The organism is Blastococcus mobilis, from assembly GCF_900188025.1.
Classification (GTDB): domain Bacteria; phylum Actinomycetota; class Actinomycetes; order Mycobacteriales; family Geodermatophilaceae; genus Blastococcus_B; species Blastococcus_B mobilis.
Map to the genome: position 1 here is coordinate 190,909 of NZ_FZNO01000003.1, position 22,021 is coordinate 212,929.

Below are 22,021 nucleotides of genomic sequence, written 5' to 3' on the forward strand. Positions count from 1 at the left end.
ACCCGCGCAGTCCACCAAACGGTGGCGCGAGCAGCGACAGGAGGGACAGTGAGAGGGTGCTCGCCGGCCTCGCCCCCGCTCGCCGACGCGTCGTCCTCACGCTGCTGGTCCTGGTCATCGCCGTGGCCGCTGCCCTCACGACCGCGCTGGTCGGCCGTCGGCCGGCTCAGGTGGACGGGCCGGTGCCCCAGACCCGCCCGGGACCGGTCCTGCTGGTCCCCGGGTACGGAGGCGCGACCGGCTCCCTGCAGTCCCTGGCCGACCGGCTGACCGCCGCAGGCCGCGACGCCACCGTGGTCGCGCTGCCGGGAGACGGGACGGGGGATCTCCACGCCGCCGCCGACGCGCTCGACGCCGCCGTGTCCGACGCCCTGGCACGCACCGGGGAGGCGACCGTCGACGTGATCGGGTACTCGGCGGGCGGGATCGTGGCCCGCCTGTGGGTGGCCGACGGCAACGCCGGCGTCGTGCGCCGGGTGCTGACGCTGGGGTCGCCGCACCACGGCACCTCGCTGGCGGATCTGGCCGGGAGCGTCGCGTCGTGCCCGGTGGGCTGCCGGCAGCTGGGCACCGGCAGTGAGGTGCTGGCGGTCCTCAACGCCGGCGACGAGACACCCGACGGCCCCACCTGGGTCTCGGTCTGGACCGCTCAGGACGAGACCGTGACGCCGCCGGACTCGGCCCGACTGGACGGCGCGCTCAACCTGACCGTGCAGTCGGTGTGCCCCGACGCCAGGGTCGGTCACGGAGACCTGCCACGCAGCCCGCTCGTGCAGCGGATCGTCCTCGCCGAGCTCGCCGCCGGGGAGCCGGTGGCACTGGGCCCCGCCGACTGCGCACGGCTCAGCGGCTGACTCAGCTGGTGACGTCCTTGGTGGTGAAGTTCGCCCAGGCCGCGACGAGCAGAACCCCGACGTAGACGCCCTGCAGCGCGAGCCCGCGGGTGATGTCCCGCCAGAGGATCGGGTCGCGGAAGAGGTCGACGAACGCCAGCCAGTAGCGCGTCGGGAGGTAGGGCGCGATCGGTGACGCGGCATCGAGGGTGAACAGCAGCGAGGAGGCGACCAGCACGGCGAGCGCACCCATGGTGGCGCCCAGAGGCGAGTCGGTGAGCGTGGAGAAGAAGAGCGCGAAGGCCGCGACACCGAGCATCGACACCGCCACGTAACCGATGGCGAGCAGGGTCCGGCCGCTGATCTCGTCCGGCGTCAAGGACGTGCCGGACACCGAGGTCCCACCGGCGACCGGCTGGGCGTCGAACATCGTCGTCCCGACGACGTAGCCGACGGCGGCGACGACGACCACGGTCACCAGCACGAACGCCAGGACGGCCACCAGCTTGGCCACAAGGAGCCGGGTGCGCCCGACCGGGCGGGCCAGCAGGTAGCGCAGCGTGCCGGCCTGCGCCTCGCCCGCGACGGAGTCCCCCGCGACGACCGCGACGGCGATGGGCAGGAACAGCGGCAGCACGATGGCCAGTGCCGCCAGCGGGTAGAGCGCGCCGTTGCTCAGGACGGCGGACAGGAACGGCGGGCCCTCGCCCGGCCGGGGCGCGAGGTCGGTGAGCACGAGGAGTACCGCCACGAGCACCGGCAAGGAATTGAGGACGGTGATCGTGGCCCACGTCCGCGGCCGCCGGAACATCTTGCGCAGTTCGACGAGGATCATCGGCGGACGTCCACCCGGTCGGGGCTGGCGCCTGCCGCGGCCAGCACGACCGCCTCGAGGCTCGGCCGCTCGAGGGCCAGGCCGTGCACGGGGACCCCCGCCGCCACCAGCCGGGCGTTGACCTCGGCCGGGTCGTCTCCCCGCACGATGACCCGCTCCCCCTCGACCGAGGTGACCCGCCCGTCGAGGGCGGCCCGGACCCGGTCGGGATCCGAGGTGTGGACCACCGTCGACCCGGTCGGCGCGGTCAGCGTGGCCAGCCGGTCCTGGAGCACGAGTCGGCCCCGGTCCAGCACCCCGACGCGGGTGCACAGCTGCTCGACCTCGGCCAGCAGGTGACTGGAGAGGAAGACCGTCGTGCCGTCGCGGTGCAGGTCCAGCAGCAGTTCGCGGACCTCCGAGATGCCCTGCGGGTCCAGACCGTTGGTGGGCTCGTCGAGCACCAGCAGCTCCGGACGGCGCAGGAGCGCGCCCGCGAGCCCCAGCCGCTGGCGCATGCCCATCGAGTAGGCCTTGACCGGCCGGCGGCCCACCCCACCGAGCCCGACCTGCTCGAGCGCGGCGGCCACCCGCCGGGACCGGGTCCGCCAGGATCCACCGCGGCCGGACGCGTCGAGCAGCGACAGGTTCTCCCGCCCCGACAGGTGCCCGTAGTGGGCCGGGCCCTCGATCAGCGCCCCCACCCGGTGCAGCACCCGTCGGCCGGCGCGCGGCATCCGCTCCCCCAGCAGCTCGATCTCACCGCTCGTGGGCAGGACCAGGCCCAGCAGCATGCGGACGGTGGTCGTCTTCCCGGAGCCGTTGGCGCCGAGGAAGCCGTAGATGTCGCCCTGCTGGACGCCCAGGTCGATTCCGTCGACCGCACGCACCCTGCCGTAGCGCTTGACGAGTCCGGACGTGGCGATGACCGTGGTCACGGGCGCCCCCCGAGCTCGGGCATCTCCGCTGCCGCGGCGGCCAGCGCGTCGAGGGTCACCGAACCCGTGAGCACGTAGGCGCGCCCGCCCGGCCGGTCGACGACCATGAGGCCCAGCGGGCCGATCGATGCCCGGACCCCGAGCTCGTCCACGACCGCACCGGGAGACGCGCCGAGGGCGCGCCGCAGCTCCTCGGTCAGGCGGCCGGGAGCCGGCACGACCGCGAGCAGGGTCACGCCTCTGCCGTACACCCCGAGCCCGCGGGGAAGCCCCTCCATCGGACGCCGGTCGAGACCGGCCAGCGTCAAGGGCAGTCCGGGACCGGTGACCTGCTGGGCGGCCTCCACGAGGTCGACCCCCCGGTCCTCCCGCACGACCGCCCCCGCCGGCGGCGAGAAGGCGGTGACCTCGGGCCCGGGAGCGGCGAGCTCCAGGTCGAGGAAGCGGGTGTCCAGGGCGGGCCGGCGAGCGTCCTCTCCGTACACCTGCACCTGCAGCGGCACCCCGCTGTCGCCGTCCACCCAGACGTCCACCCGGCTCACCGAGGACGCCTGGTCGACGGGCGACAGCCGCAGCCCGAGACCGTCGCGCCCGGCCACGCGGCGGGCGCCGATGCGGGACAGCTCGCCATCGGCGGCCTCCGACAGCAGCCGCCGCCCGAGCGCGCTGGGCAGCAGATCGAGGGGCGCGGGCAGCTCGAGCGGGCCCAGCGCGCCGCGGGTCGCGGTCGCGCTCTCGTACTCCCACGTCCAGGTGCCGGTCGCGTCGCGGTGCGTGCTGATCTCCCCGGTGGGGGTGACGACATCCACCCGGTTGTCGGCCGGGCCCCGCCACCAGACGCGCATCAGGGTCCGGTCGCTGAAGAGGTCGGCCACCGAGGCCAGCTGGTCGGTGACCGGCAGGGCCAGCCCGCCGGCCGATTCGGCGTATCCGGAGAACGCCACCATGTCACTGGCCAGGACGGCGCTCCGCAGGTCGGCCGCGGGGACATCGCGATCCGACGCGGGGATCGCCCCGATCAGGGACGGGAGACCGGCGAGGAGCGCGACCAGCCCGGCCACGACCGCCCACCGCCGGCGGGCTCCGAAACCCGGCGAGACCACGGCAGACACGGTACGTGTGGAGGGCACGCAGCCACCGGCGTCCGAGCGTCCGCCCTCGGCGGTGTGCCGATCCCGCCGCCGGCCGTCGACCACCACCTCGTCGGCACCGGTCTCCCGGCCTGGCACAACCGCGACCTGCGATGCGGCGGCCGGGCCCCTACCGTCGGGTCCGTGACCCCTCCGATCAGTGACGCCGTGGTCGTCGACGTCCTCCGCCGGGTCGACCGGTCGACCGCCTCCCTCGTGCGGCGGCTCGGTCGCCCGCCGGCCCTCCCGGCGGCGGAGCGCACCGCGTGGTGGGCCCATCGCGTCTCGCGCGTGGCGGCCGGGGTCTCCGCGGCACCCCGCCTCGCCGGCAAGCTCGCCGACCTGCTGCCGCTGCAGAACACCGTGGGGACGGCGGTCCAGTCGGTCGTCGTCCTCGGCGTGGCGTCCGAGCACGGCATCGAGGAGCCGGCCGCACGGATCTCGCTGCTGACCCGCGTGCTCCTCCGGCGCGATCTCACGCCCGAGCAGGTGGAGCCGCTCCTCGAGCGGGCGAAGGGCACCTACACCGAGGAGGCGCTGGGGGCCAGGGAGGAGCGCAACGGGGTCCGCGGCAACGCCCGCACCCTGTGGCGGGTCGCCCGGCTGCTCGGCCGGATCGACGACGCCCTCGATGCCCGCCCCAAGGGCAAGCTGCGCCATCGGGCGCTGGCCAACCTGCCGGTCGTCGGCGTCTTCGGTGGCTACGCCGCCGAGCGCGAGGGCCTGCGGCGCGCCGCGGCCGAGGCCGCCGCGGTCCTGGAGGAGCGCCCGGTCAGCGAGTAGCCGGCAGCTGCGCCAGGTTCGCGTAGACCTCACGCGTCGCCGTGGAGCGGTTCATGGTGATGAAGTGGATGCCCGGGGCCCCCTCGGCCAGCAGCGTGCGGCACAGCTCGGTGGCCACCTCGACGCCGAAGGCCCGGACGGCCGCCTTGTCCTCGGGCCGGTCCCCGTCCAGTGCGGCGAAGCGCTCGGCGAGGTCGGCCGGGAACGCCTGGCCGGACAGCTGCACGATGCGGGTGATCTGGCGGGCGTTGGTCACCGGCATCACGCCGGCGATGATCGGCACGTCGCAGCCCCGCCCGGCCACGCGGTCCCGCAGTCGCAGGTAGTCCTCGGCCCGGAAGAACATCTGCGTGATCGCGAAGTCCGCGCCGGCCCGGCACTTGTCGACGAACCGGGCGACGTCGGTCTCGAAGTCCGGCGAGCGAGGATGCCGCTCGGGAAAGGCGGCCACGCCCACGGAGAAGTCCCCCATCGACTTGATCAGCTCGACCAGTTCGGCGGCGTAGTTGAGCCCCTGGGGATGGGCCACCCACTCGGCCTGGGGGTCGGCGCCAGGAGGGTCACCGCGCAACGCCAGCAGGTTGCGCACTCCGGCCGCGGCCAGCCGGCTGACCAGATGCCGTAGCTCGGCGACGCTGTGGTCGACGGCGGTCAGGTGGGCCAGGGGCGTCATCGTCGTGTCGCTGGCGATCCGCTCGGTCACCGAGACGGTGCCCTCCCGCGTCGAGCCGCCGGCGCCGTAGGTGACGGAGACGAACGAGGGCCGCAGGCGCTCCAGCTCGCGCAGCGCCGTCCAGAGCTGCGGCTCGGCCTCCGGTGTCTTCGGAGGGAAGAACTCGAACGACCACGTCGGCCCGTCGGCGGCGAGGAGTTCACGCACGGTCCCGGTCACGGGCATCGAGAGTACGGACGGTTCCGCGCGGGCGGCCGTGCGCCGGAGCACGACATTTCTCACGATCTTTTCTCCGGGCCGCATCCACCCGCGCGGGTGGGGCGGAAGTGGAGGCAGCGGTTCGAGCCGTGACCAGGGGCGTGCGACGGACGTCGCCGCCGACGACCGTCGCGCGACGGCGCGAGGAGGGTGGAGAGACGATGAACCGGAGCCCGGGTCCTGCCCTGTTGCGGCGGTCGCGCACCATCGGGTTGGGCAATACTGGGCGGGTGACCGCCGAGACCCAGAGCCGTGAGTCGGTGGTCGGATCCGGCGCCCCACCGCTCGCGGCGGCGGAACTCGACCGGCTCCGGGCGGCGGTCAGTGCAGCGCTGACGGAGTTCCTCGACCGTCAGCGGGAGACCCTCGCCGCGATGGACCCGACCCTCGTCCCGGTCGTCGACGAGGTGTGCGCCCTGGCCGTGGGCGGCAAACGCCTGCGCCCCGCCTTCGCCTACTGGGGCTGGCGCGGTGCACGTGACACGGCTTCGCCCGAGGACGAAGCGGCCGTGCTGAGGGCCGTCACGGCGCTGGAGTTCGTCCACGCCAGCGCCCTCGTGCACGACGACGTCATGGACGGCGCGCACACCCGGCGGGGGCGGCCGGCCACCCACGTCGGGTTCGCGTCCCGCCACACGGTCGAGGAGCTCAACGGCGACCGGCACCTCTTCGGGACCGGCGCGGCGATCCTGGTCGGCGACCTGGCCCTGGTCTGGTCCGACGAGCTCCTGCGCCGCTCCGGCATCTCCCCCGCCGCGCTCACCCGGGCACGGGCGGTCTGGGACACGATGCGCACCGAGGTCACCGCCGGCCAGTACCTGGACCTGCTGCGGGCGGCCGGCGGCCTGCCCGGCCCCGACGGCGCCCTCACGGTGGCCCGCTACAAGAGCGCCGGTTACACCGTCCAGCGCCCCCTCCAGCTGGGTGCGTCGATCGCCGACGCGGGTCCGGAGGTCGCCGAGGCGTACACCGCGATCGGGCTCCCCCTCGGGGAGGCCTTCCAGCTGCGCGACGACGTCCTGGGGGTGTTCGGCGACCCCGCCGTGACCGGCAAGTCCGCCGACGACGACCTGCGCGAGGGCAAGCAGACGCTGCTCATCGCCCTCGCCGAAGAGGAGGCCGACGAGGCCGGCCGGCGGCTGCTGGCCGCATCGCTGGGAAACGCCGACGCGGGTCCGGAGGAGTTCGACGCGCTGCGCGGGCTCCTGGAGTCCACCGGCGCGCGCGCTCGCGTCGAGGAGCGGATCACCGGGCAGACCGCGCGGGCGCGCTCGGCGATCGCGACCGCCCCCATCGCCGAGGACGCGCGCGCCGCTCTGGACGCCCTCGCCGTGGCGGCGACGTCGCGCACCGCCTGATGCTCCGCACCGTCCCGGGCCGCGCCGAGCGGGTCGTCGTCGTGGGCGCCGGCCTCGCCGGGCTGGCCGCCGCCCTGCGCCTGCGCGGCGCCGGCCGGGAGGTCACCGTGGTGGAGCGGGCGGCCGGCCCCGGTGGGCGAGCCGGGCGCATCGAGCGCGGCGGGTACGCCCTCGACACGGGACCGTCCGTCTTCACCGCCCCGGAGATCCTGGCCGACACCCTCGCCGCGGTCGGCGACAAGCTGGAGGACCGGCTCACCCTCGTCCCGCTCGAGACCACCTACCGGGCGCAGTACGGCGACGGGTCCCACCTCGACGTGCACGCCGACCCGGGCGCCTTCGCCGCCGAGGTCGCTGCGCTGTGCGGGCCCGCCGAGGCCGATGCGCTGCGCAGGTACCTGGCCGACCTCGCCGAGCTGTACCGGCTGCAGCTGGCGACGTTCATCGACCGCAACCTGGACTCGCCCCTGGACCTGCTCGTCCCCGAGCTGATCACGCTCGCGCGCCGTGGTGGCTTCGGCCGGCTGTCCCGGCACGTGGAGAAGTACTTCACCGACGACCGGCTGCGGCGGCTGTTCAGCTTCCAGGCGCTCTACGCGGGGGTGTCCCCCTTCCGGGCCATCGCCGCCTACGCCGTCATCGCCCAGCTCGACATCGGCGCCGGGGTCTGGCACCCCATGGGCGGGATCGCCGCCGTTCCCGACGCCCTGGCTGCCGCGGCGACCGACGCCGGCGTCACCTTCCGGTACTCGGCGACGGTCGCAGAGCTCGAGACGTCCGGACGACGGGTCGCTGCGGTGCGCCTGGCCGACGGCGACCGGCTGCCCTGCGACGCCGTCGTCGTCACCACCGACCAGCCGTGGCGGCTGGTCCCCGGGCTGCGCGGGCCACGGCGGCCGGTGTGGTCCCCCTCGTGCGTGGCGCTGCACGTCGGCGTCCGCACCGAGCTGCCCGGGCAGGGGCACCACACGATCAGCTTCGGGCAGTCGTGGCGCGGAGTGTTCGACGAGCTGACGCGCCACGGGCGACCGATGAGCGACCCGAGCCTGCTCGTCAGCATGCCCTCGCGCACCGACCGCAGCCTCGCGCCGGAGGGGGGTCAGGTGCTGAGCATCGTCGCCCCGACTCCCAACCTGGACCGCCGCAGCGGCGGCAATCCCGACCTGGACTGGACGACGCTGGGCCCGCGGTACCGCGACGAGCTGCTCACGACCCTGGAGGCCCGGGGCTGGACGGGGCTGACCGGCGCGGTCGAGGTCGAGGAGATGGCCACGCCGCTGGACTGGGCCGCCCAGGGCATGGCCGCGGGCACGCCCTTCGCGCTGGCGCACACCTTCGGGCAGACCGGGCCGTTCCGCCCCTCGACCCTTCCCCGGCGCGGCCCGGAGAACGTCGTCCTCGCGGGCTCGTCGGTGCAGCCCGGCGTCGGCGTGCCCATGGTGCTGATCAGCGGCCGGCTCGCCGCGGAGCGGATCACCGGGCCGGTGCCCCGGTGACGACCGACACCGGGCGGCAGGAGCAGCTCGACGCGGCCTACCGGCACTGCGCGCAGGTCGCCGCCCGGCACGGCAAGAGCTACCACCTGGCGACCCGGCTCCTGACCCCGGACCGGAGGCCGGCCGTGCACGCCCTGTACACCGCGGCCCGCACCGCCGACGACCTGGTCGACGTGCCCGGCGCCGATCCCGCCGGTGACCTCGCCGAGTGGTCGCGAGCGGTGCTCGCGGAGCTGGACGCCGGCTGGTCCGACGACCCGGTCCGACTGGCCCTGGTCGACACCTACCGTCGCCACGACATCCCCGTCGAGCACCTCGTCGACTTCCTGGCCGCGATGACCAGCGACCTCTCCGTCGACTCCTACGCCGACCTCGCCGCCCTCGACCGGTACATGTGGGGGTCGGCCGCGGTCATCGGCCTGCAGGTGCTGCCGGTGCTGGGCACCGCGCCGGGGGTCGCGCGGCGGGATGCCGAGCCGTACGCGATCGCTCTGGGCGAGGCCTTCCAGCTGACCAACTTCCTGCGCGACGTCGCCGAGGACGCCGACCGGGGCCGGGTCTACCTGCCTGCCGACGCCATGGCCGCGCACGGCGTCACCCGGGAGCAGCTGGCGCAGCGGCGCCACGACGCCCGGTTCGCGGCGCTGATGCGGGAGATGGTGGCCCTCGTCCGCCGCCGTTACGACGACGCCGCCCCGGGCACCCGGCTGCTGGCACCGGAGTCCCGGGACTGCGTCCGGGCGGCCACCGCCCTCTACGGCGGCATCCTCACCGAGATCGAGCGGGCGGACTACCGGGTGCTCGACGGACGGGTGTCGGTGTCCAAGCCGCGCCGCCTCGCGGTGTTCGCCCGCCGGTTGACCGCGGCCCAGCTGGCCAGGGTGAGGGTGACCATGGCGAAGCCGAAGAGCAGGTCCTCGACCGGGGCGTAGGCGATCCGCGGTCCCCAGATCGTGTCCGGGTCGTAGGTGACCACGTCCAGTCCCGTGAGGACGCCGTTCATCAGCAGCTGGAACGTCACGATGATCGCGTAGGCGGTCCAGAACACCGGCCGCGTCACCATCCGGGTGCGGTAGACGGCCAGGTCCACCACCAGCACACCGACGACGGCCACCACCGCCAGGGCCGAGTAGCTCATGCGTCGGCCTCCTCGGCTGGATAGCCGGCGTCCCACCCCGTGACCCGACGCACCGCCTCCAGCGCCAGCACCGAGCAGAGCGGGACGACGAGGAAGAACAGCACCTCCTCGACCGGGATGCCCCCGGGCAGCCGAACCCCCAGGGTCCGGTCGGCGCTGTAGTCCCAGTGCCCCTGCGCGATCGCGTAGAGCACCCACCCGACGAACACCACGAACTCGGGGACGACGGCGAGCAGCAGCCGCCGCCAGCGGGCGTAGACGCGCACCCGCAGCACCAGCTCCAGCGGGGCGGTCACGACCAGGCAGCCGACGAGCAGGCCGAGGTAGGTCAGCTGCTCCACGGCACGAGCTTCGGCGGGGACGCGCCGTCCGGATGCACCGCGGTCAGAACGCCAGGGCCTGGGCCCGGCGGGTGACCTCGGTGTGCCGGTCGTCGCGGAGCGCCTGCACCGGCGTCCCGGGGAGCGACTCGTCCTCCCGGAACAGCCAGTCGAAGGCCTCCTCGTCGCTGAAACCGCCGTCCTTGAGGACGGTCAGCAGGCCGGGCAGGTGCTTGAGGACCGCGCCGTCCTGCAGGAAGTCCGCGGGGATCTTGCCGTTCCCGCTACCGGGGACCGCCATGAGCTTGCGGTCGCGCAGGAGCTGGCGAACTCGGTTGGGCGAGGTGCCCAGGATCTGGGCCGCCTCCGCGGGGGTCAGCGTGTCCATAGAGTGCCAGCCTATGGCGACCATCGGAGCACCCGACAGCGCGGTGCCGGGGCAGCCGCCGCGCCTCCCCGGCGAGGAGACCCCCGAGGACCCGGGCCAGGAGCCCCCGTACCTGGACCTCGATCGGCTGGAGGCGCGGGCCCGCGAACAGCTGCCGGCCTCGGTCTACGACTACTACGCCGGCGGCGCCGAGACCGAGACGACGATGGCCGAGGCCCCGGCGTCCTGGCGGTCGTGGCGGCTGCGGCCCCGCGTGCTGCGCGGGACCGCGCGGGTGCGCCTCGGCACCGAGCTGCTCGGCACTCCCGTGCGGACGCCGATCGGCATCGCGCCGTGGGCCTACCAGGGCATGGCGCATCCCGACGGCGAGCTGGCCACCGCCCGGGGCGCGGCCGCGAGGGGCGCCCTGATGACCGTCTCGACCAGCGCGACCCACACCCTCGAGGAGGTGGCCGCGGCAGCCGACGGCCCGCAGTGGTTCCAGCTCTACCGGCTGCACTCCAACCGCCACACCGACGACCTCGCCCGGCGGGCCGGCGACGCCGGCTACCGCGCCCTGGTGCTCACCGTCGACGTGCCCCTGCTGGGACGCCGGCGCCGCGACCTGCGCCACCGCTTCGCGCTGCCGGCCGGCCTGCGGATGGCCAACCACCCACCCGAGGGTGACCAACCGACCCTGTCGGACCTGGCGACGGCGACCTGGACCTTCGACGACATCGCCCGGTTCGGGGAGCTCTCCGGGCTGCCGGTGATCGTCAAGGGGGTGCTGCGCGGCGACGACGCCGCCCGGTGCGTGCAGGCCGGCGCCTCGGCCGTCTGGGTGTCCACGCACGGCGGCCGACAGGTCGACCCTGCGATCGCCAGCGCGCACGCCCTGCCCGAGGTGGTGGAGGCCGTCGGGGCGGACGTCGAGATCTATGCCGACGGCGGGATCCGCACCGGCTCGGACGTGCTCACCGCGCTGGCGCTCGGCGCTTCGGCGGTCTTCCTCGGCCGCCCCTGCGTCTGGGGGCTGGCGACCGGGGGCGCCGACGGCGTGGCCGGCGTCCTGGCCGGTCTGGGCGAGGAGCTGACGCACACGATGGCGCTCTGCGGCCTCGACGACGTCCGCTCGGTGCCCCGCGACACGATCACGCCGGCGCGATAACCTGCGCGCGGGCCGTGACTGGCGCATCGAGGTGGACCACCACCGGGGAGCGGCCTGCACCGTCCCGCCGTGCGCCTGGGCACTCTCCCGACGTCACGTGCAGGAGCCTTCATGACCGCCTCGCCCACCGCCCGCACCACTGCGTCGGGGACCGCTGCCGCAACGGGCGCGGGCTTCGACGGCACCGCGGCGTCGGCCGCCTACCGCAACGCACTGCAGGTCATCGGTGCCGTCGAGCCCCGGATCGCCGAGGCGATCGGCGCCGAGCTGGCCGACCAGCGGGCCTCGCTCAAGCTGATCGCGAGCGAGAACTACGCCAGCCCCGCGGTGCTGCTGACGATGGGCAACTGGCTCAGCGACAAGTACGCCGAGGGCACCGTCGGGCACCGCTTCTACGCCGGCTGCCAGAACGTCGACACCGTCGAGGCGCTCGCCGCCGAGCACGCCCGCGAGCTGTTCGGAGCGCCGTACGCCTACGTCCAGCCGCACTCGGGCATCGACGCCAACCTTGTCGCCTTCTGGGCCGTGCTCGCCCAGAAGGTGGAGCTGCCGGCGCTGGAGCAGGCCGGGGTCCGGCACGTCAACGAGCTGACCGACGCCGACTGGGCGACGCTGCGCCGGGCCCTGGGCGACCAGCGGATGCTGGGCATGTCCCTGGATGCCGGCGGGCACCTCACCCACGGCTTCCGGCCCAACATCAGCGGCAAGATGTTCGAGCAGTCCTCCTACGGCACCGATCCGCGGACCGGCCTGCTCGACTACGCCGCCGTCCGCGCCCGCGCGAAGGAGTTCCGCCCGCTGATCCTCATGGCCGGGTACTCCGCCTACCCCCGGCGTGTCGACTTCGCCGCGATGCGGGAGATCGCCGACGAGGTCGGCGCCACGCTCGTGGTCGACATGGCGCACTTCGCCGGCCTGGTCGCCGGCAAGGTCTTCACCGGCGACTTCGACCCGGTGCCGCACGCCCACGTCGTCACCAGCACCAGCCACAAGTCCCTCCGCGGGCCCCGGGGCGGCTTCGTGCTCGCCCAGCCGGAGTTCGCCGACGCCGTCGACCGCGGCTGCCCCATGGTACTGGGTGGCCCGCTCCCCCAGGTGATGGCGGCCAAGGCGGTCGCCTTCGCCGAGGCTCGCCGACCGGCCTTCGCCGCGTACGCGCAGGCCGTCGTGGACAACGCGGTGGCCCTGGCCGACGGCCTGCGCCGGCGGGGCGTGCGGCTGGTCACCGACGGCACCGACAACCACCTGGTGCTCCTGGACGTCAGCGGCTTCGGCCTCACCGGCCGGCAGGCCGAGTCGGCGCTCCTGGACGCCGGGATCGTGACCAACCGCAACGCCGTCCCGGCCGACCCCCAGGGCGCCTGGTACACCTCCGGCGTCCGCATCGGGACACCCGCGCTCACCACCCGCGGCTTCGGCGCCGCGGAGTTCGACCGCGTCGCGGAGCTCATCGCCGGGGTCCTCGGCGGCACCACGCCGACGACGACGTCCTCCGGAGAGCCCTCCCGCGCGAAGTACACGCTGGCCGACGGCCTGGCCGACCGCACCCGGGCCGCCGCCGCCGAGCTCGTGGCCGCGCACCCGCTCTACCCGGGTCTCGACCTCGGCTGAGCGGCCTCCCTGCAGAGTCCCGCCGCGAGTTCGCGAGTGGTGCGGGGCAGGGAGGTCCTTGTTCATTCGCACCACGGGCCACGGCGGTCCCCTCTACCGCGTGGTTGGCCGACCCTCGCCGAAGTCCTACCTACACTCGGTCGAGTGGACACTGCCGTGACCGACCCCGTGGTGGGCGTGGTCCTGGAGGGGCGTTACCGCCTCGAGGAGCGGCTCGCCCGTGGCGGCATGTCCACCGTCTACGCGGCCACCGACCTCCGCCTGCACAGGACGGTCGCGGTCAAGGTGATGGCCGAGCACCTGGCGCACGACCCGACCTTCGTCGACCGGTTCACCCGTGAGGCGCGCGCCGCCGCCATGCTGAGCCACCCCAACGTGGTCGGCGTCAGCGACCAGGGCAGCGACCAGGGACTGGTGTTCCTGGTCATGGAGCTGGTCCGCGGCCGCACGCTCCGTGACCTGTTGACCGCCCGCGGGCGGCTCACGGTCGCCGAGGCGTTCGCCGTCCTCGAGCCGACCCTCGCCGGCCTCACCGCCGCGCACCGGGCCGGCATCGTGCACCGCGACATCAAGCCCGAGAACGTGCTCATCGGGGTCGACGGCGTGGTCAAGGTGGCCGACTTCGGTCTGGCCCGCGCCGTCGTCGGCACCGGTCAGACCAGTCAGACCGGCGGCGTCCTGATCGGCACGGTGGCCTACCTCTCACCCGAGCAGCTCGAGCGAGGCCGGGCCGACGCGCGCAGCGACATCTACGCCGCCGGGATCGTCCTGTACGAGATGCTCACGGGCCATCCGCCCTACGGGGGCGACACACCGCTCGCGGTGGCCTACCAGCACGTCCACCACGACGTCCCCGCGCCGTCCGCGGAGGTCCCCGGGTTGCCATGGGCCGTCGACGAGCTGGTCGCCCGCACCACCCGCCGCGACCCGGCCGGCCGGCCGCTGGACGCCGGTGCCTTCCTCGCCGAGCTCGGGCACGTGCGCAAGGACCTCGGCATCGAGCCGGTCCCGGTCCCGACCGGTCGCAGCACCGCCGGCCCGCAGACCCTGCGCCCGACCAACCGGCCCACCCGGCCGCGCCATCCGAGCGACCCCGGCACCGCCGTGCTGGGCAGCCAGCGCACCGACCGGGCCGGGCGGACCAGCATGCTCCCGGCCATGGGCGCCGGCCCGACGATGAACGTCAACGGCCGCCGCCCCGCGGTCGAGCGGGTCCGGCCAGGGGTCCCCCAGCACATCCGGCGCCGCAGGGCCCGCCTCGCCGTGGCCCTCGTCGCGCTGCTCACCATCACCATCGGCGCGATCGGCTGGTGGCTGGGCGAGGGCCGATGGACGACGGTCCCCGAGCTCGTCGGCCAGGACCAGAACGCCGCCATCGACCTGCTCCAGGCGGCCGGGCTCGACCCCGACTGCTGCGAGAAGGTCTGGAGCGAGGAGTTCCCGGCCGGGGCGGTCATGTCCACCGAGCCCACGGGCGGGGGCGAGGCGATCCGCGGGACCGACATCCGCCTGGTCGTCTCGCAGGGCCCCGAGCGCTTCACGGTGCCCACCGACCTGGTGCACCAGCCCGTCACCGACGTCGTCGCCTTCCTCCAGGACGAGCGGCCGGCGCTGCAGGTGGCCACCGCCGAGGAGTACGACAACGACGTCGACAAGGGTCTCGTCGTCCGCTTCGACCCACCGGCGGGCACCGAGCTGAAGCGCGACCAGGTCGTCACGGTGTTCGTCAGCCTCGGCCACGCGCCGGTCGCCGTCCCCGACGTGACCGGGCAGAGCCCGGAGCAGGCGCAGGCGAACCTCGAGTCGCTGGGCTTCACCGTCACGCGTGGCGAGGACGGCCGCAGCGCCGACGTCGACACGGGCGAGGTCATGGCCGTGAGCCCGGCCCCGGCCGCCGGCCCGGCCCCGTACGGCAGCGAGGTGACGATCACCGTCTCCGCCGGCCTGCCGCTGGTGACCGTCCCGGACGTCGTCGGGATGACCGAGGACGAGGCACGCGCCGCGCTCGAGGCCGCGGGGCTGACCGTCGACGCGACCAAGTTCTTCGGCAACAAGGTGCGCCAGCAGCAGCCCGCAGCCGGCGAGTCCGTCGAGCAGGGCACCGGCGTCAAGATCCTGGTGGCCTTCTAGCGGTGCAGCAGTTCCGTTCCGCGCCCCCGATCGGGGCGCACATTCAGATCAAGGGCGGGCTCGCCAAGGGCGGGCTGGCCTACACCGACGCCGTCGGCGCGCGGGCCGTGCAGGTGTTCGTGGGCAATCCGCGCGGCTGGAAGCTGACGGCGGGCGACCCCCGCCAGGACGCCCTGTTCGTCGAGGGCTGCGCCGAGCGGGGCGTTCCCTCGTTCATCCACACGCCGTTCCTGGTCAACGTCGGCTCCCCCACCGAGGCGACCGTCGAGCAGTCGATCGCCTCCATCGCGCACAACCTCGCGCGCGGCGCGCAGCTCGGGTGCGCGGGCGTGGTCGTCCACGCCGGGTCCGCCGTCGGTGAGGACCGCTACGAGGCCGCGCTGCGCCAGCTGCACGAGCGGCTGCTGCCGGTGCTGGACGGGCTGGCGGAGGACGGCCCCCGGCTGCTGATCGAGCCGACCGCCGGGGGTGGCAGGTCGCTGGCCGCCACCGTCGAGGACCTCGGGCCGTACCTCGCCGCCCTGGAGGGCCACCCGCTGGTCGGCGTCTGCTTCGACACCTGCCACGCCTGGGCCGCCGGGCACGACCTGTCGGTGCCCGGCGGGATGACGGCGACGCTCGACGCCCTGGAGGCAACCGTCGGCCCGGGTCGGCTCGGGCTGGTGCACGCCAACGACTCCCTCGACGAGTGCGGCTCCAAGCGGGACCGGCACACGACGATCGGGGAGGGTTCGATCGGGGCGGCTCCGTTCGCCGAGCTGCTGGCCCATCCCTCGATGTCCGGCGTCGCCGTGGTGGTGGAGACCCCGAGCGAGCGCGACGGCTCCCCGTCCGCGGGGCACAAGCGGGACATCGACCTGCTCAATGATCTCGCGGTCCTCCGGACCGCACCGCGGCCAACTGCCGCCCCCCTGGCGAGCTGAGCTGCTGCGTCACCCCTGCGCGGACCCCTCCGGGGCACCTCCGGGGTCCACTCGGCGCGATTGGAGTCCCCCGCAGCCTGACCGCCGCGGCACAGGAAGAGAGGTCCGGATGCGGTTCCAGGTGGTCCCGGCGGCCTACGTGTTCCTCCGGCGCAGTGCGGACGGCGTCGACCAGCTGCTGCTGCAGCTGCGCCGGGGCACCGGCTACATGGACGGGCACTGGGCCGCTGCTGCCGCCGGGCACGTCGAGGCGGGTGAGTCGGTCCTGGACGCCGCCGTCCGGGAGGCCGCCGAGGAGCTCGGCGTCGCGATCGACCGCGCCGACCTGCTCCCCCTCTGCGCGATGCACCGGACGGTCGCCCCGCACGGCCCGATCGACGAGCGGGTCGACTTCTTCTTCGAGTGCCGCCGCTGGGCCGGCGAGCCGCGAGTTCTGGAGGCGGATAAGTCCGCGGACCTGCGGTGGTTCACGCTCGACGCGCTGCCGGAGCCCGTGGTCCCGCACGAGCTGCAGGTGATGACGGCGCTCCGGACCGGGACCCTGGCCCCGATCACGACCTTCGGGTTCCACGCGTCGAGCGGTGCGGCAGCCGACTGATCGGTCCTCGCCCACGTCGAGGGTCCGCCCTGGGTCCGCCATGGGCGCTCACGTGGTGGCCCGTATCGGTGACACGCCGCAACCGACGACGCGCCGGGGCGGCACTCGCGTCCCCGGCGAGGTTGCTTGAAGTGACCGGAGGAGCACGCTTCGCTACGGGAGCTGCGCTGCCGCTGAGCAGCCAGTGCCCCCGGAGCGAGGAGATCCCACGTGCCCATCCGCAAGAACCTGGCGGCCGCGGCCATCGCGGCGCTCGCCGCCACCGGTGTCGGTACGACCGCCGGCACCGCAGCCGCCGCACCATCCGTCCCGGCCGCCGGCTCGCCCGTCGGCTCCTACATCGTCAGCCTCGCGCCAGGCCATGTGCCGGCGGCGGTGGCCGAGCGAGCCGGCCGGCTCGGCGGCCGGATCGACCACGTCTACACAGCGGCACTGAGCGGCTTCGCCGTCACGCTCCCCACCGCGCTCGCCGACCGGCTGAGCGGCCTGCCGGGGGTCGTCACCGTGGAGCCCGACCAGCCGATCCAGCTGACGACCACCCAGACCGGCGCCACCTGGGGCCTGGACCGGACCGACCAACGGGCCCTGCCGCTCAGCAGCTCCTACAGCTACACCGCGACCGGTGCCGGGGTCACCGCTTACGTCATCGACACCGGCATCCGGTTCTCGCACGTCGACTTCGGTGGCCGGGCGGTGTCCGGCTACGACGCGATCGACGGTGGCACCGCCGACGACTGCAACGGACACGGCACGCACGTCGCCGGCACCGTCGGAGGGGCGGCCCACGGTGTGGCCAAGGGGGTTCGGCTGGTCGGTGTCCGCGTGCTCGACTGCGCCGGCAGCGGCAGCACCTCCGGCGTCATCGCCGGGATCGACTGGGTCACGGCCCACCACCAGGCCGGCCAGCCGGCCGTGGCGAACATGAGCCTGGGCGGCGGACTGAGCACGACGCTGGACAACGCGGTCGCCCGGTCCATCAGCGACGGCGTCACCTATGCAGTCGCCGCGGGCAACGGCAACAGCTCCGGAGTTCCGCAGGACGCCTGCTACTCCTCCCCGGCCCGGGTCACCGCCGCTCTGACCGTGGGCGCCAGCGACCGCACCGACGCCCCTGCCTCGTTCAGCAACTACGGCAGCTGCGTGGACCTGTTCGCCCCCGGCGTGGGCATCACCAGTGACTGGCACACCGGCACGACGGCGACCGCCACGATCAGTGGGACGTCGATGGCCACCCCCCACGTGGCCGGGGTCGCGGCGCTGTACCTGCAGACCAACACGGGCGCCAGCCCCGCCACGGTGAGCACCGCGATCAAGACCCTCACCACCAAGGACGCGGTGCGGACCACGCGGACGGCGAACAACGACCTGCTGTTCAGCAACTACTGACCGCGTCGGGCCGGGTCGCCGTTGCGGCGACCCGGCCGATGCGATCCGTCACCCGTTCGGGTGGGCGGGCAGCTTGCCGAGTCAAGGCACTACCGGAACGGGCCGACCCAATCAGGGTGAAGACGCTGTTCCTCCTGCTCAAGGCGCACACCGCGGCTACGGCGATCACCGCAGGTGTCGCGGTCGCCGGAGCCACCGGTGCGGTCGTCACCGTGGCCGGAGACGAGCCCCTCGTCCAGGTCGAGACCGTGGACACCGGACGGCCGGCGGCGGCCGACACCGCCGCACCCGACGAGCCCACCGAGACCCCGGAGGGCACCGCCGTCGCCGAGAGCACGCCCGCGCCGGCACCCACCCCGGCTCCGGCTCCGGCACCGGCCCCGGCCCCGGTTCCGGCACCGGTCGCGCCTCCGGCGCCCAAGCCCGCCCCGAAGCCGGCTCCCGCGCCCGCGCCGGCTCCGAAGCCGGCTCCCGTGCCCGCACCGGCTCCGCCCGTGCAGCAGCAGGAGCCCGGCGTCACCTACATTCCGGGGGACGGCACGGTGCTCTACAACCCGACGCAGGAGCAGATCGACGCGGAGAAGGACAAGTACATGCCGCCCGGCTTCACGCCGATCGGCTGATCCGGCGCGTCAGCGGTTGAGGATCTCGCTGAGCACGTCGGCAGCGCGGTCGATCGCGCCACGGTCGACGTCCAGGTGCGTCACGAGCCGGATTCTGTGCGCGCTCACCTGACTGACCAGCACGCCGCGGGCCTTGGCTGCCTCGGCCACCAGGGATGCCTCCACGCCGTCGAGCACGACCATGTTGGTCTCGACCGACGACGGGTCGACGCCGAGCCGCTTGGCGAGCAGCTGCGCGTGCTCGTGGTCCTCGGCCAGCCGGTCGAGGTGGTGGTCGAGCCCGTACAGACAGGCGGCGGCGAGCACCCCGACCTGGCGCATCCCCCCGCCCAGGCGCTTGCGCCACAGCCGGGCGGTCGCGATCCGCTCGGCCGAGCCGACGAGCACGGAGCCGACGGGCGTGCCCAGGCCCTTGGAGAAGCAGACCGAGGCGGTGTCGGCCAGCCGGCCGTAGGTGGACAGCGGTACGCCGGAGGCGACGGACGCGTTCCAGATCCGGGCGCCGTCGAGGTGGACGGCGACGTCGGCCTTCCGGGACCAGTCCCAGAGCTTCTGCAGCTCGCCGAGCGGCTGGACGAGGCCACCGCCCCGGTTGTGCGAGTTCTCGACGGCGATCGCGGCGGTCGCGGTCAGGTGCCAGTTGTCCTTGGGCCGGACCTGGGCGATCAGCTGGTCGGCGTCGAGCCGGCCGCCCGGGGAGACCACCGTGCGCGTCGAGATCCCGAAGACGGCCGCCGCGGCACCCATCTCGTAGGTGACGACATGGGCATCGGCGTCGCAGAGGACCTCCTGGCCCGGCTCGCAGACCAACCGCATGCCGATCTGATTGCCCATGGTGCCGGACGGCACGAACAGCGCAGCCTCGTGACCGAAGAGCCCCGCGGTCCGCTCCTCGAGGGCGCGGACGGTCGGGTCCTCGGCGTAGACGTCGTCCCCGACCTCGGCCTCGGCCATGGCCCGGCGCATGCCGGGCGACGGCTTCGTGACGGTGTCCGACCGGAGGTCGACGAGCTCAGCCACGCAGCATCTCCGCCACGAGGAAGGCCAGCTCCAGCGACTGCCCGGTGTTCAGCCGGGGGTCGCACGCGGTCTCGTACCGGCTGTTGAGATCCGCGTCGCTGATCTCCATGGCCCCGCCGAGGCACTCGGTGACGTCCTCGCCGGTCAGCTCGACGTGGATGCCGCCCGGCCAGGTGCCCAGCGCGCGGTGGACGTCGAAGAAGCCGAGCACCTCGTCGACGACCCGGTCGAAGTGCCGGGTCTTGTAGCCGGTGGAGGACTCGTGGGTGTTGCCGTGCATCGGGTCGCACTGCCACACGACCTGGTGCCCGCTGGCGGTGACCTTCTCGACGATCGGCGGCAGGACGTCCCGGATCCTGCCGTTGCCCATGCGGCTGATCAGCGTCAGCCGGCCGGGCAGCCCCTCGGGATCCAGCCGCTCGACGAGCTCGGTGGCCTGCTCGGGCGTCGTCGTCGGCCCGATCTTGACGCCGATGGGGTTGGCGATCTTGGAGACGAACTCGATGTGCGCGCCGTCCATCTGGCGGGTCCGCTCCCCCACCCAGACGAAGTGCGCCGACGAGGCGTAGGCCCGGCCGTCGTGCACCCGCAGCAGCGCCCGCTCGTAGTCGAGGATCAGCGCCTCGTGGGAGTTGTAGAGCTCCACGCCGCGCAGCGCGTCGGAGTCGATGCCGCAGGCCTTCATGAACGCCAGCGCCCGGTCGATCTCGCGGGCGATGACCTCGTAGCGCACGCCCGCCGGGGAGTTGGCGACGAAGTCCTTGTTCCAGTCGTGCACCGCGTGCAGGTCGGCCAGGCCGCCCCGCGCGTAGGCGCGGATCATGTTCATGGCCGCCGCGGAGTTCGCGTAGGCCCGCACCAGCCGGTACGGGTCCGGGATCCGCTTCTCCAGCACCGGCTCCAGCGAGTTCACCATGTCGCCGCGGTAGGACGGCAGGCCGAGGGCGTCGGTGTCCGACGAACGCGGCTTGGCGTACTGGCCGGCCACCCGACCGACCTTCACCACCGGCACGCTGGCGCCGTAGGTCAGGACGACGGCCATCTGCAGCAGCGTCCGCGTGGTGCTCTGCAGGTGCGGTTCGGTGTTGAGGTCGAACGTCTCGGCGCAGTCGCCACCCTGCAGCAGGAACGCCTTGCCCTGCGCCACCTGGGCCAGCTGCGCACGCAGCCCGTCGATCTCGGCCGGCGCCACGATGGGGGGCACCGTCGACAGCGTCTCGAGGACGGCGTCGAGGGCCGGACGGTCGGGCCACGTCGGCTGCTGGGCGGCGGGCAGTTCCCGCCACCGGTCCAGACCGGGGACCAACTCAGCAGGTTCGGGGAGGCTCACACCTTCGAGAGTACGGCGCACGCACCACTCAGCCGAAGAAGACCTCCGCCTCGGCATACCGCTCCGGGGGCACGAGCTTGAGCTGCGCCGTGGCCACGTCCAGCGGCACGCGCACGATGTCGGTGCCGCGCAGCGCCACCATCACCCCGGACTGGCCGTCGTGGACTGCGTCGACCGCGGCCAGGCCGAAGCGGGTGGCCAGCACCCGGTCGAAGGGGGACGGCGTGCCGCCGCGCTGGATGTGCCCGAGGACCACGGCCCGCGCCTCGCGCCCGGTCCGCTCCTCGATCAGCGCGGCCAGCGCGGCCCCGATGCCGCCCAGCCGCACGTGCCCGAACGCGTCCTTCTCCCCCGTCGACAGCATCAGGTCGCCGTCCTTGGGCTTGGCCCCCTCGGAGACGACCACGATCGGCGAGTATCCGGAGTCGAAGCGGTGCCGGCAGTGCGCCACGACGCCGTCGACGTCGAAGGGCTTCTCCGGGATCAGGACCACGTTGGCGCCGCCGGCCATCCCGGCGTGCAGCGCGATCCAGCCGGCGTGCCGCCCCATGACCTCGACGACCAGCGTCCGGTGGTGACTGTCCCCCGTGGTGTGCAGCCGGTCGATCGCCTCCATCGCGACGCCGACGGCGGTGTCGAAGCCGAAGGTGTAGTCGGTCGCGTCCAGGTCGTTGTCGATCGTCTTCGGCACGCCGACCACGGTCATGCCCCGCTCGGCGAGCCGGGTCGCGACCCCCAGGGTGTCCTCCCCGCCGATGGGCACCAACGCATCGACGCCCAGCCGCTCGAGGGTCGCGAGGACGCGGTCCGGTCCCCCGTCGATCGCGTAGGGGTTGGTACGCGAGGTCCCCAGCACCGTCCCGCCGCGGGGCAGGATCCCGCGGACGGCGGCGAGGTCCATCGGGACCACGTCGCCGTCCAGGACGCCACGCCAGCCGTCGCGGAACCCGACGATCTCGTCGCCGTGCTCACCGATGCCCTTGCGGACCACCGCCCGGATGACGGCGTTGAGCCCCGGACAGTCACCGCCGCCGGTCAGGATGCCGATCCGCATGCTGTGCCTCCGGGAAGGAGTCCGGGTCTCACGGGGTTGGATGGCGTCATGATGCCGCAGGTGAGGTCCG

21 protein-coding genes, 1 pseudogene and 1 riboswitch are annotated in these 22,021 nt (G+C 74.0%); of the genes and pseudogenes, 12 read left to right on the plus strand and 10 right to left on the minus strand.

The window, feature by feature from the left end; translation table 11 throughout:
• The first annotated feature begins 56 nt into the window (after positions 1 to 56).
• Complete coding sequence (locus CHB94_RS04225) at positions 57 to 854, plus strand: lipase family alpha/beta hydrolase (RefSeq protein ID WP_089335333.1); 798 nt, start codon at positions 57 to 59, stop codon at positions 852 to 854.
• A 1-nt stretch (position 855) separates the two neighbouring features.
• Here the strand turns inward: CHB94_RS04225 and CHB94_RS04230 are convergent, their stop codons facing one another.
• Genes CHB94_RS04230 through CHB94_RS04240 form a run of 3 tightly spaced genes read right to left on the minus strand, consistent with a single transcriptional unit; the run spans position 856 to position 3,688 of the window.
• The gene (locus tag CHB94_RS04230) at positions 856 to 1,668 is read right to left on the minus strand and encodes an ABC transporter permease (RefSeq protein ID WP_089335334.1); all 813 of its coding nucleotides are present in this window, start codon (positions 1,666 to 1,668) and stop codon (positions 856 to 858) included.
• Positions 1,665 to 2,585, minus strand: a complete 921-nt coding sequence (locus CHB94_RS04235) for an ABC transporter ATP-binding protein (RefSeq protein ID WP_089335335.1) — start codon at positions 2,583 to 2,585, stop codon at positions 1,665 to 1,667. The genes CHB94_RS04230 and CHB94_RS04235 overlap by 4 nt, the downstream gene beginning before the upstream one ends.
• On the minus strand, positions 2,582 to 3,688 hold the full coding sequence (locus CHB94_RS04240; protein ID WP_141137414.1) for a LolA family protein: 1,107 nt from the start codon (positions 3,686 to 3,688) through the stop codon (positions 2,582 to 2,584). Before CHB94_RS04240 ends, CHB94_RS04235 begins: the two co-directional genes overlap by 4 nt.
• A gap of 171 nt (positions 3,689 to 3,859) precedes the next feature.
• On the opposite strand from CHB94_RS04240, the gene CHB94_RS04245 reads away from it, so the two are divergent.
• The gene (locus CHB94_RS04245; RefSeq protein ID WP_089335429.1) at positions 3,860 to 4,498 is read left to right on the plus strand and encodes a hypothetical protein; all 639 of its coding nucleotides are present in this window, start codon (positions 3,860 to 3,862) and stop codon (positions 4,496 to 4,498) included.
• Here CHB94_RS04245 and metF read toward each other — a convergent pair.
• Positions 4,488 to 5,390: a methylenetetrahydrofolate reductase [NAD(P)H] gene (gene metF, locus CHB94_RS04250; RefSeq protein WP_217899156.1), complete on the minus strand. Its 903-nt coding sequence runs from the start codon at positions 5,388 to 5,390 to the stop codon at positions 4,488 to 4,490. The genes CHB94_RS04245 and metF overlap by 11 nt on opposite strands.
• Positions 5,391 to 5,659: 269 nt before the next feature.
• Between metF and CHB94_RS04255 the strand changes: the two genes are divergently transcribed.
• Genes CHB94_RS04255 through CHB94_RS04265 form a run of 3 tightly spaced genes read left to right on the plus strand, consistent with a single transcriptional unit; the run spans position 5,660 to position 9,215 of the window.
• Positions 5,660 to 6,787 (plus strand): polyprenyl synthetase family protein, encoded by a 1,128-nt coding sequence (locus CHB94_RS04255; protein WP_254920390.1) that lies wholly within the window; start codon positions 5,660 to 5,662, stop codon positions 6,785 to 6,787.
• Entirely contained in the window at positions 6,787 to 8,283 is a 1,497-nt protein-coding gene (gene crtI / locus CHB94_RS04260; protein WP_089335337.1) for a phytoene desaturase family protein, read from the plus strand. The genes CHB94_RS04255 and crtI overlap by 1 nt, the downstream gene beginning before the upstream one ends.
• On the plus strand, positions 8,280 to 9,215 hold the full coding sequence (locus CHB94_RS04265; protein ID WP_217899157.1) for a phytoene/squalene synthase family protein: 936 nt from the start codon (positions 8,280 to 8,282) through the stop codon (positions 9,213 to 9,215). The genes crtI and CHB94_RS04265 overlap by 4 nt, the downstream gene beginning before the upstream one ends.
• Here the strand turns inward: CHB94_RS04265 and CHB94_RS25980 are convergent.
• The 3 genes and pseudogenes from CHB94_RS25980 to CHB94_RS04280 form a co-directional block, all read right to left on the minus strand.
• Positions 9,212 to 9,421, minus strand: a pseudogene (locus tag CHB94_RS25980) (lycopene cyclase domain-containing protein); the annotation flags it as partial. The gene CHB94_RS04265 and the pseudogene CHB94_RS25980 overlap by 4 nt on opposite strands.
• Entirely contained in the window at positions 9,418 to 9,762 is a 345-nt protein-coding gene (locus CHB94_RS04275) for a lycopene cyclase domain-containing protein (RefSeq protein WP_089335339.1), read from the minus strand. The pseudogene CHB94_RS25980 and the gene CHB94_RS04275, both read right to left, overlap by 4 nt.
• Before the next feature lie 43 nt (positions 9,763 to 9,805).
• Positions 9,806 to 10,129 carry an Rv2175c family DNA-binding protein gene (locus tag CHB94_RS04280; RefSeq protein ID WP_089335340.1) on the minus strand — a complete coding sequence of 108 codons (324 nt, stop codon included), beginning with the start codon at positions 10,127 to 10,129 and terminating at the stop codon, positions 9,806 to 9,808.
• 13 nt (positions 10,130 to 10,142) lie between these two features.
• On the opposite strand from CHB94_RS04280, the gene CHB94_RS04285 reads away from it, so the two are divergent.
• From CHB94_RS04285 to CHB94_RS24420, 7 genes are all read left to right on the plus strand, one after another.
• Positions 10,143 to 11,276 carry an alpha-hydroxy acid oxidase gene (locus tag CHB94_RS04285; RefSeq protein WP_089335341.1) on the plus strand — a complete coding sequence of 378 codons (1,134 nt, stop codon included), beginning with the start codon at positions 10,143 to 10,145 and terminating at the stop codon, positions 11,274 to 11,276.
• Positions 11,277 to 11,280: 4 nt separating this feature from the next.
• Positions 11,281 to 11,364: riboswitch (ZMP/ZTP riboswitch) on the plus strand.
• A gap of 23 nt (positions 11,365 to 11,387) precedes the next feature.
• Positions 11,388 to 12,887: a glycine hydroxymethyltransferase gene (locus tag CHB94_RS04290; protein ID WP_089335342.1), complete on the plus strand. Its 1,500-nt coding sequence runs from the start codon at positions 11,388 to 11,390 to the stop codon at positions 12,885 to 12,887.
• A gap of 144 nt (positions 12,888 to 13,031) precedes the next feature.
• Positions 13,032 to 15,017 (plus strand): Stk1 family PASTA domain-containing Ser/Thr kinase, encoded by a 1,986-nt coding sequence (gene pknB, locus CHB94_RS04295; RefSeq protein ID WP_089335343.1) that lies wholly within the window; start codon positions 13,032 to 13,034, stop codon positions 15,015 to 15,017.
• Between the two features lie 2 nt (positions 15,018 to 15,019).
• The gene (locus CHB94_RS04300) at positions 15,020 to 15,940 is read left to right on the plus strand and encodes a deoxyribonuclease IV (RefSeq protein ID WP_089335344.1); all 921 of its coding nucleotides are present in this window, start codon (positions 15,020 to 15,022) and stop codon (positions 15,938 to 15,940) included.
• A 109-nt stretch (positions 15,941 to 16,049) separates the two neighbouring features.
• Positions 16,050 to 16,538 carry an NUDIX hydrolase gene (locus CHB94_RS04305; RefSeq protein WP_089335345.1) on the plus strand — a complete coding sequence of 163 codons (489 nt, stop codon included), beginning with the start codon at positions 16,050 to 16,052 and terminating at the stop codon, positions 16,536 to 16,538.
• A 210-nt stretch (positions 16,539 to 16,748) separates the two neighbouring features.
• Complete coding sequence (locus CHB94_RS04310) at positions 16,749 to 17,924, plus strand: S8 family peptidase (RefSeq protein ID WP_217899158.1); 1,176 nt, start codon at positions 16,749 to 16,751, stop codon at positions 17,922 to 17,924.
• Positions 17,925 to 18,040: 116 nt separating this feature from the next.
• A complete protein-coding gene (locus CHB94_RS24420) occupies positions 18,041 to 18,547 on the plus strand; it encodes a hypothetical protein (protein WP_141137415.1) in 507 nt (168 codons plus the stop codon).
• Between the two features lie 9 nt (positions 18,548 to 18,556).
• Here CHB94_RS24420 and CHB94_RS04320 read toward each other — a convergent pair whose 3' ends face one another.
• From CHB94_RS04320 to CHB94_RS04330, 3 genes are read right to left on the minus strand one after another with little or no spacing between them, the layout of a single operon-like run.
• Positions 18,557 to 19,567 (minus strand): threonine aldolase family protein, encoded by a 1,011-nt coding sequence (locus tag CHB94_RS04320; RefSeq protein ID WP_089335346.1) that lies wholly within the window; start codon positions 19,565 to 19,567, stop codon positions 18,557 to 18,559.
• Entirely contained in the window at positions 19,560 to 20,897 is a 1,338-nt protein-coding gene (locus tag CHB94_RS04325; protein WP_089335347.1) for a class II 3-deoxy-7-phosphoheptulonate synthase, read from the minus strand. Before CHB94_RS04325 ends, CHB94_RS04320 begins: the two co-directional genes overlap by 8 nt.
• A 28-nt stretch (positions 20,898 to 20,925) precedes the next feature.
• Positions 20,926 to 21,951, minus strand: coding sequence for a 6-phosphofructokinase (locus CHB94_RS04330; protein WP_089335348.1), 1,026 nt, complete (start codon positions 21,949 to 21,951; stop codon positions 20,926 to 20,928).
• Positions 21,952 to 22,021: the final 70 nt, after the last annotated feature.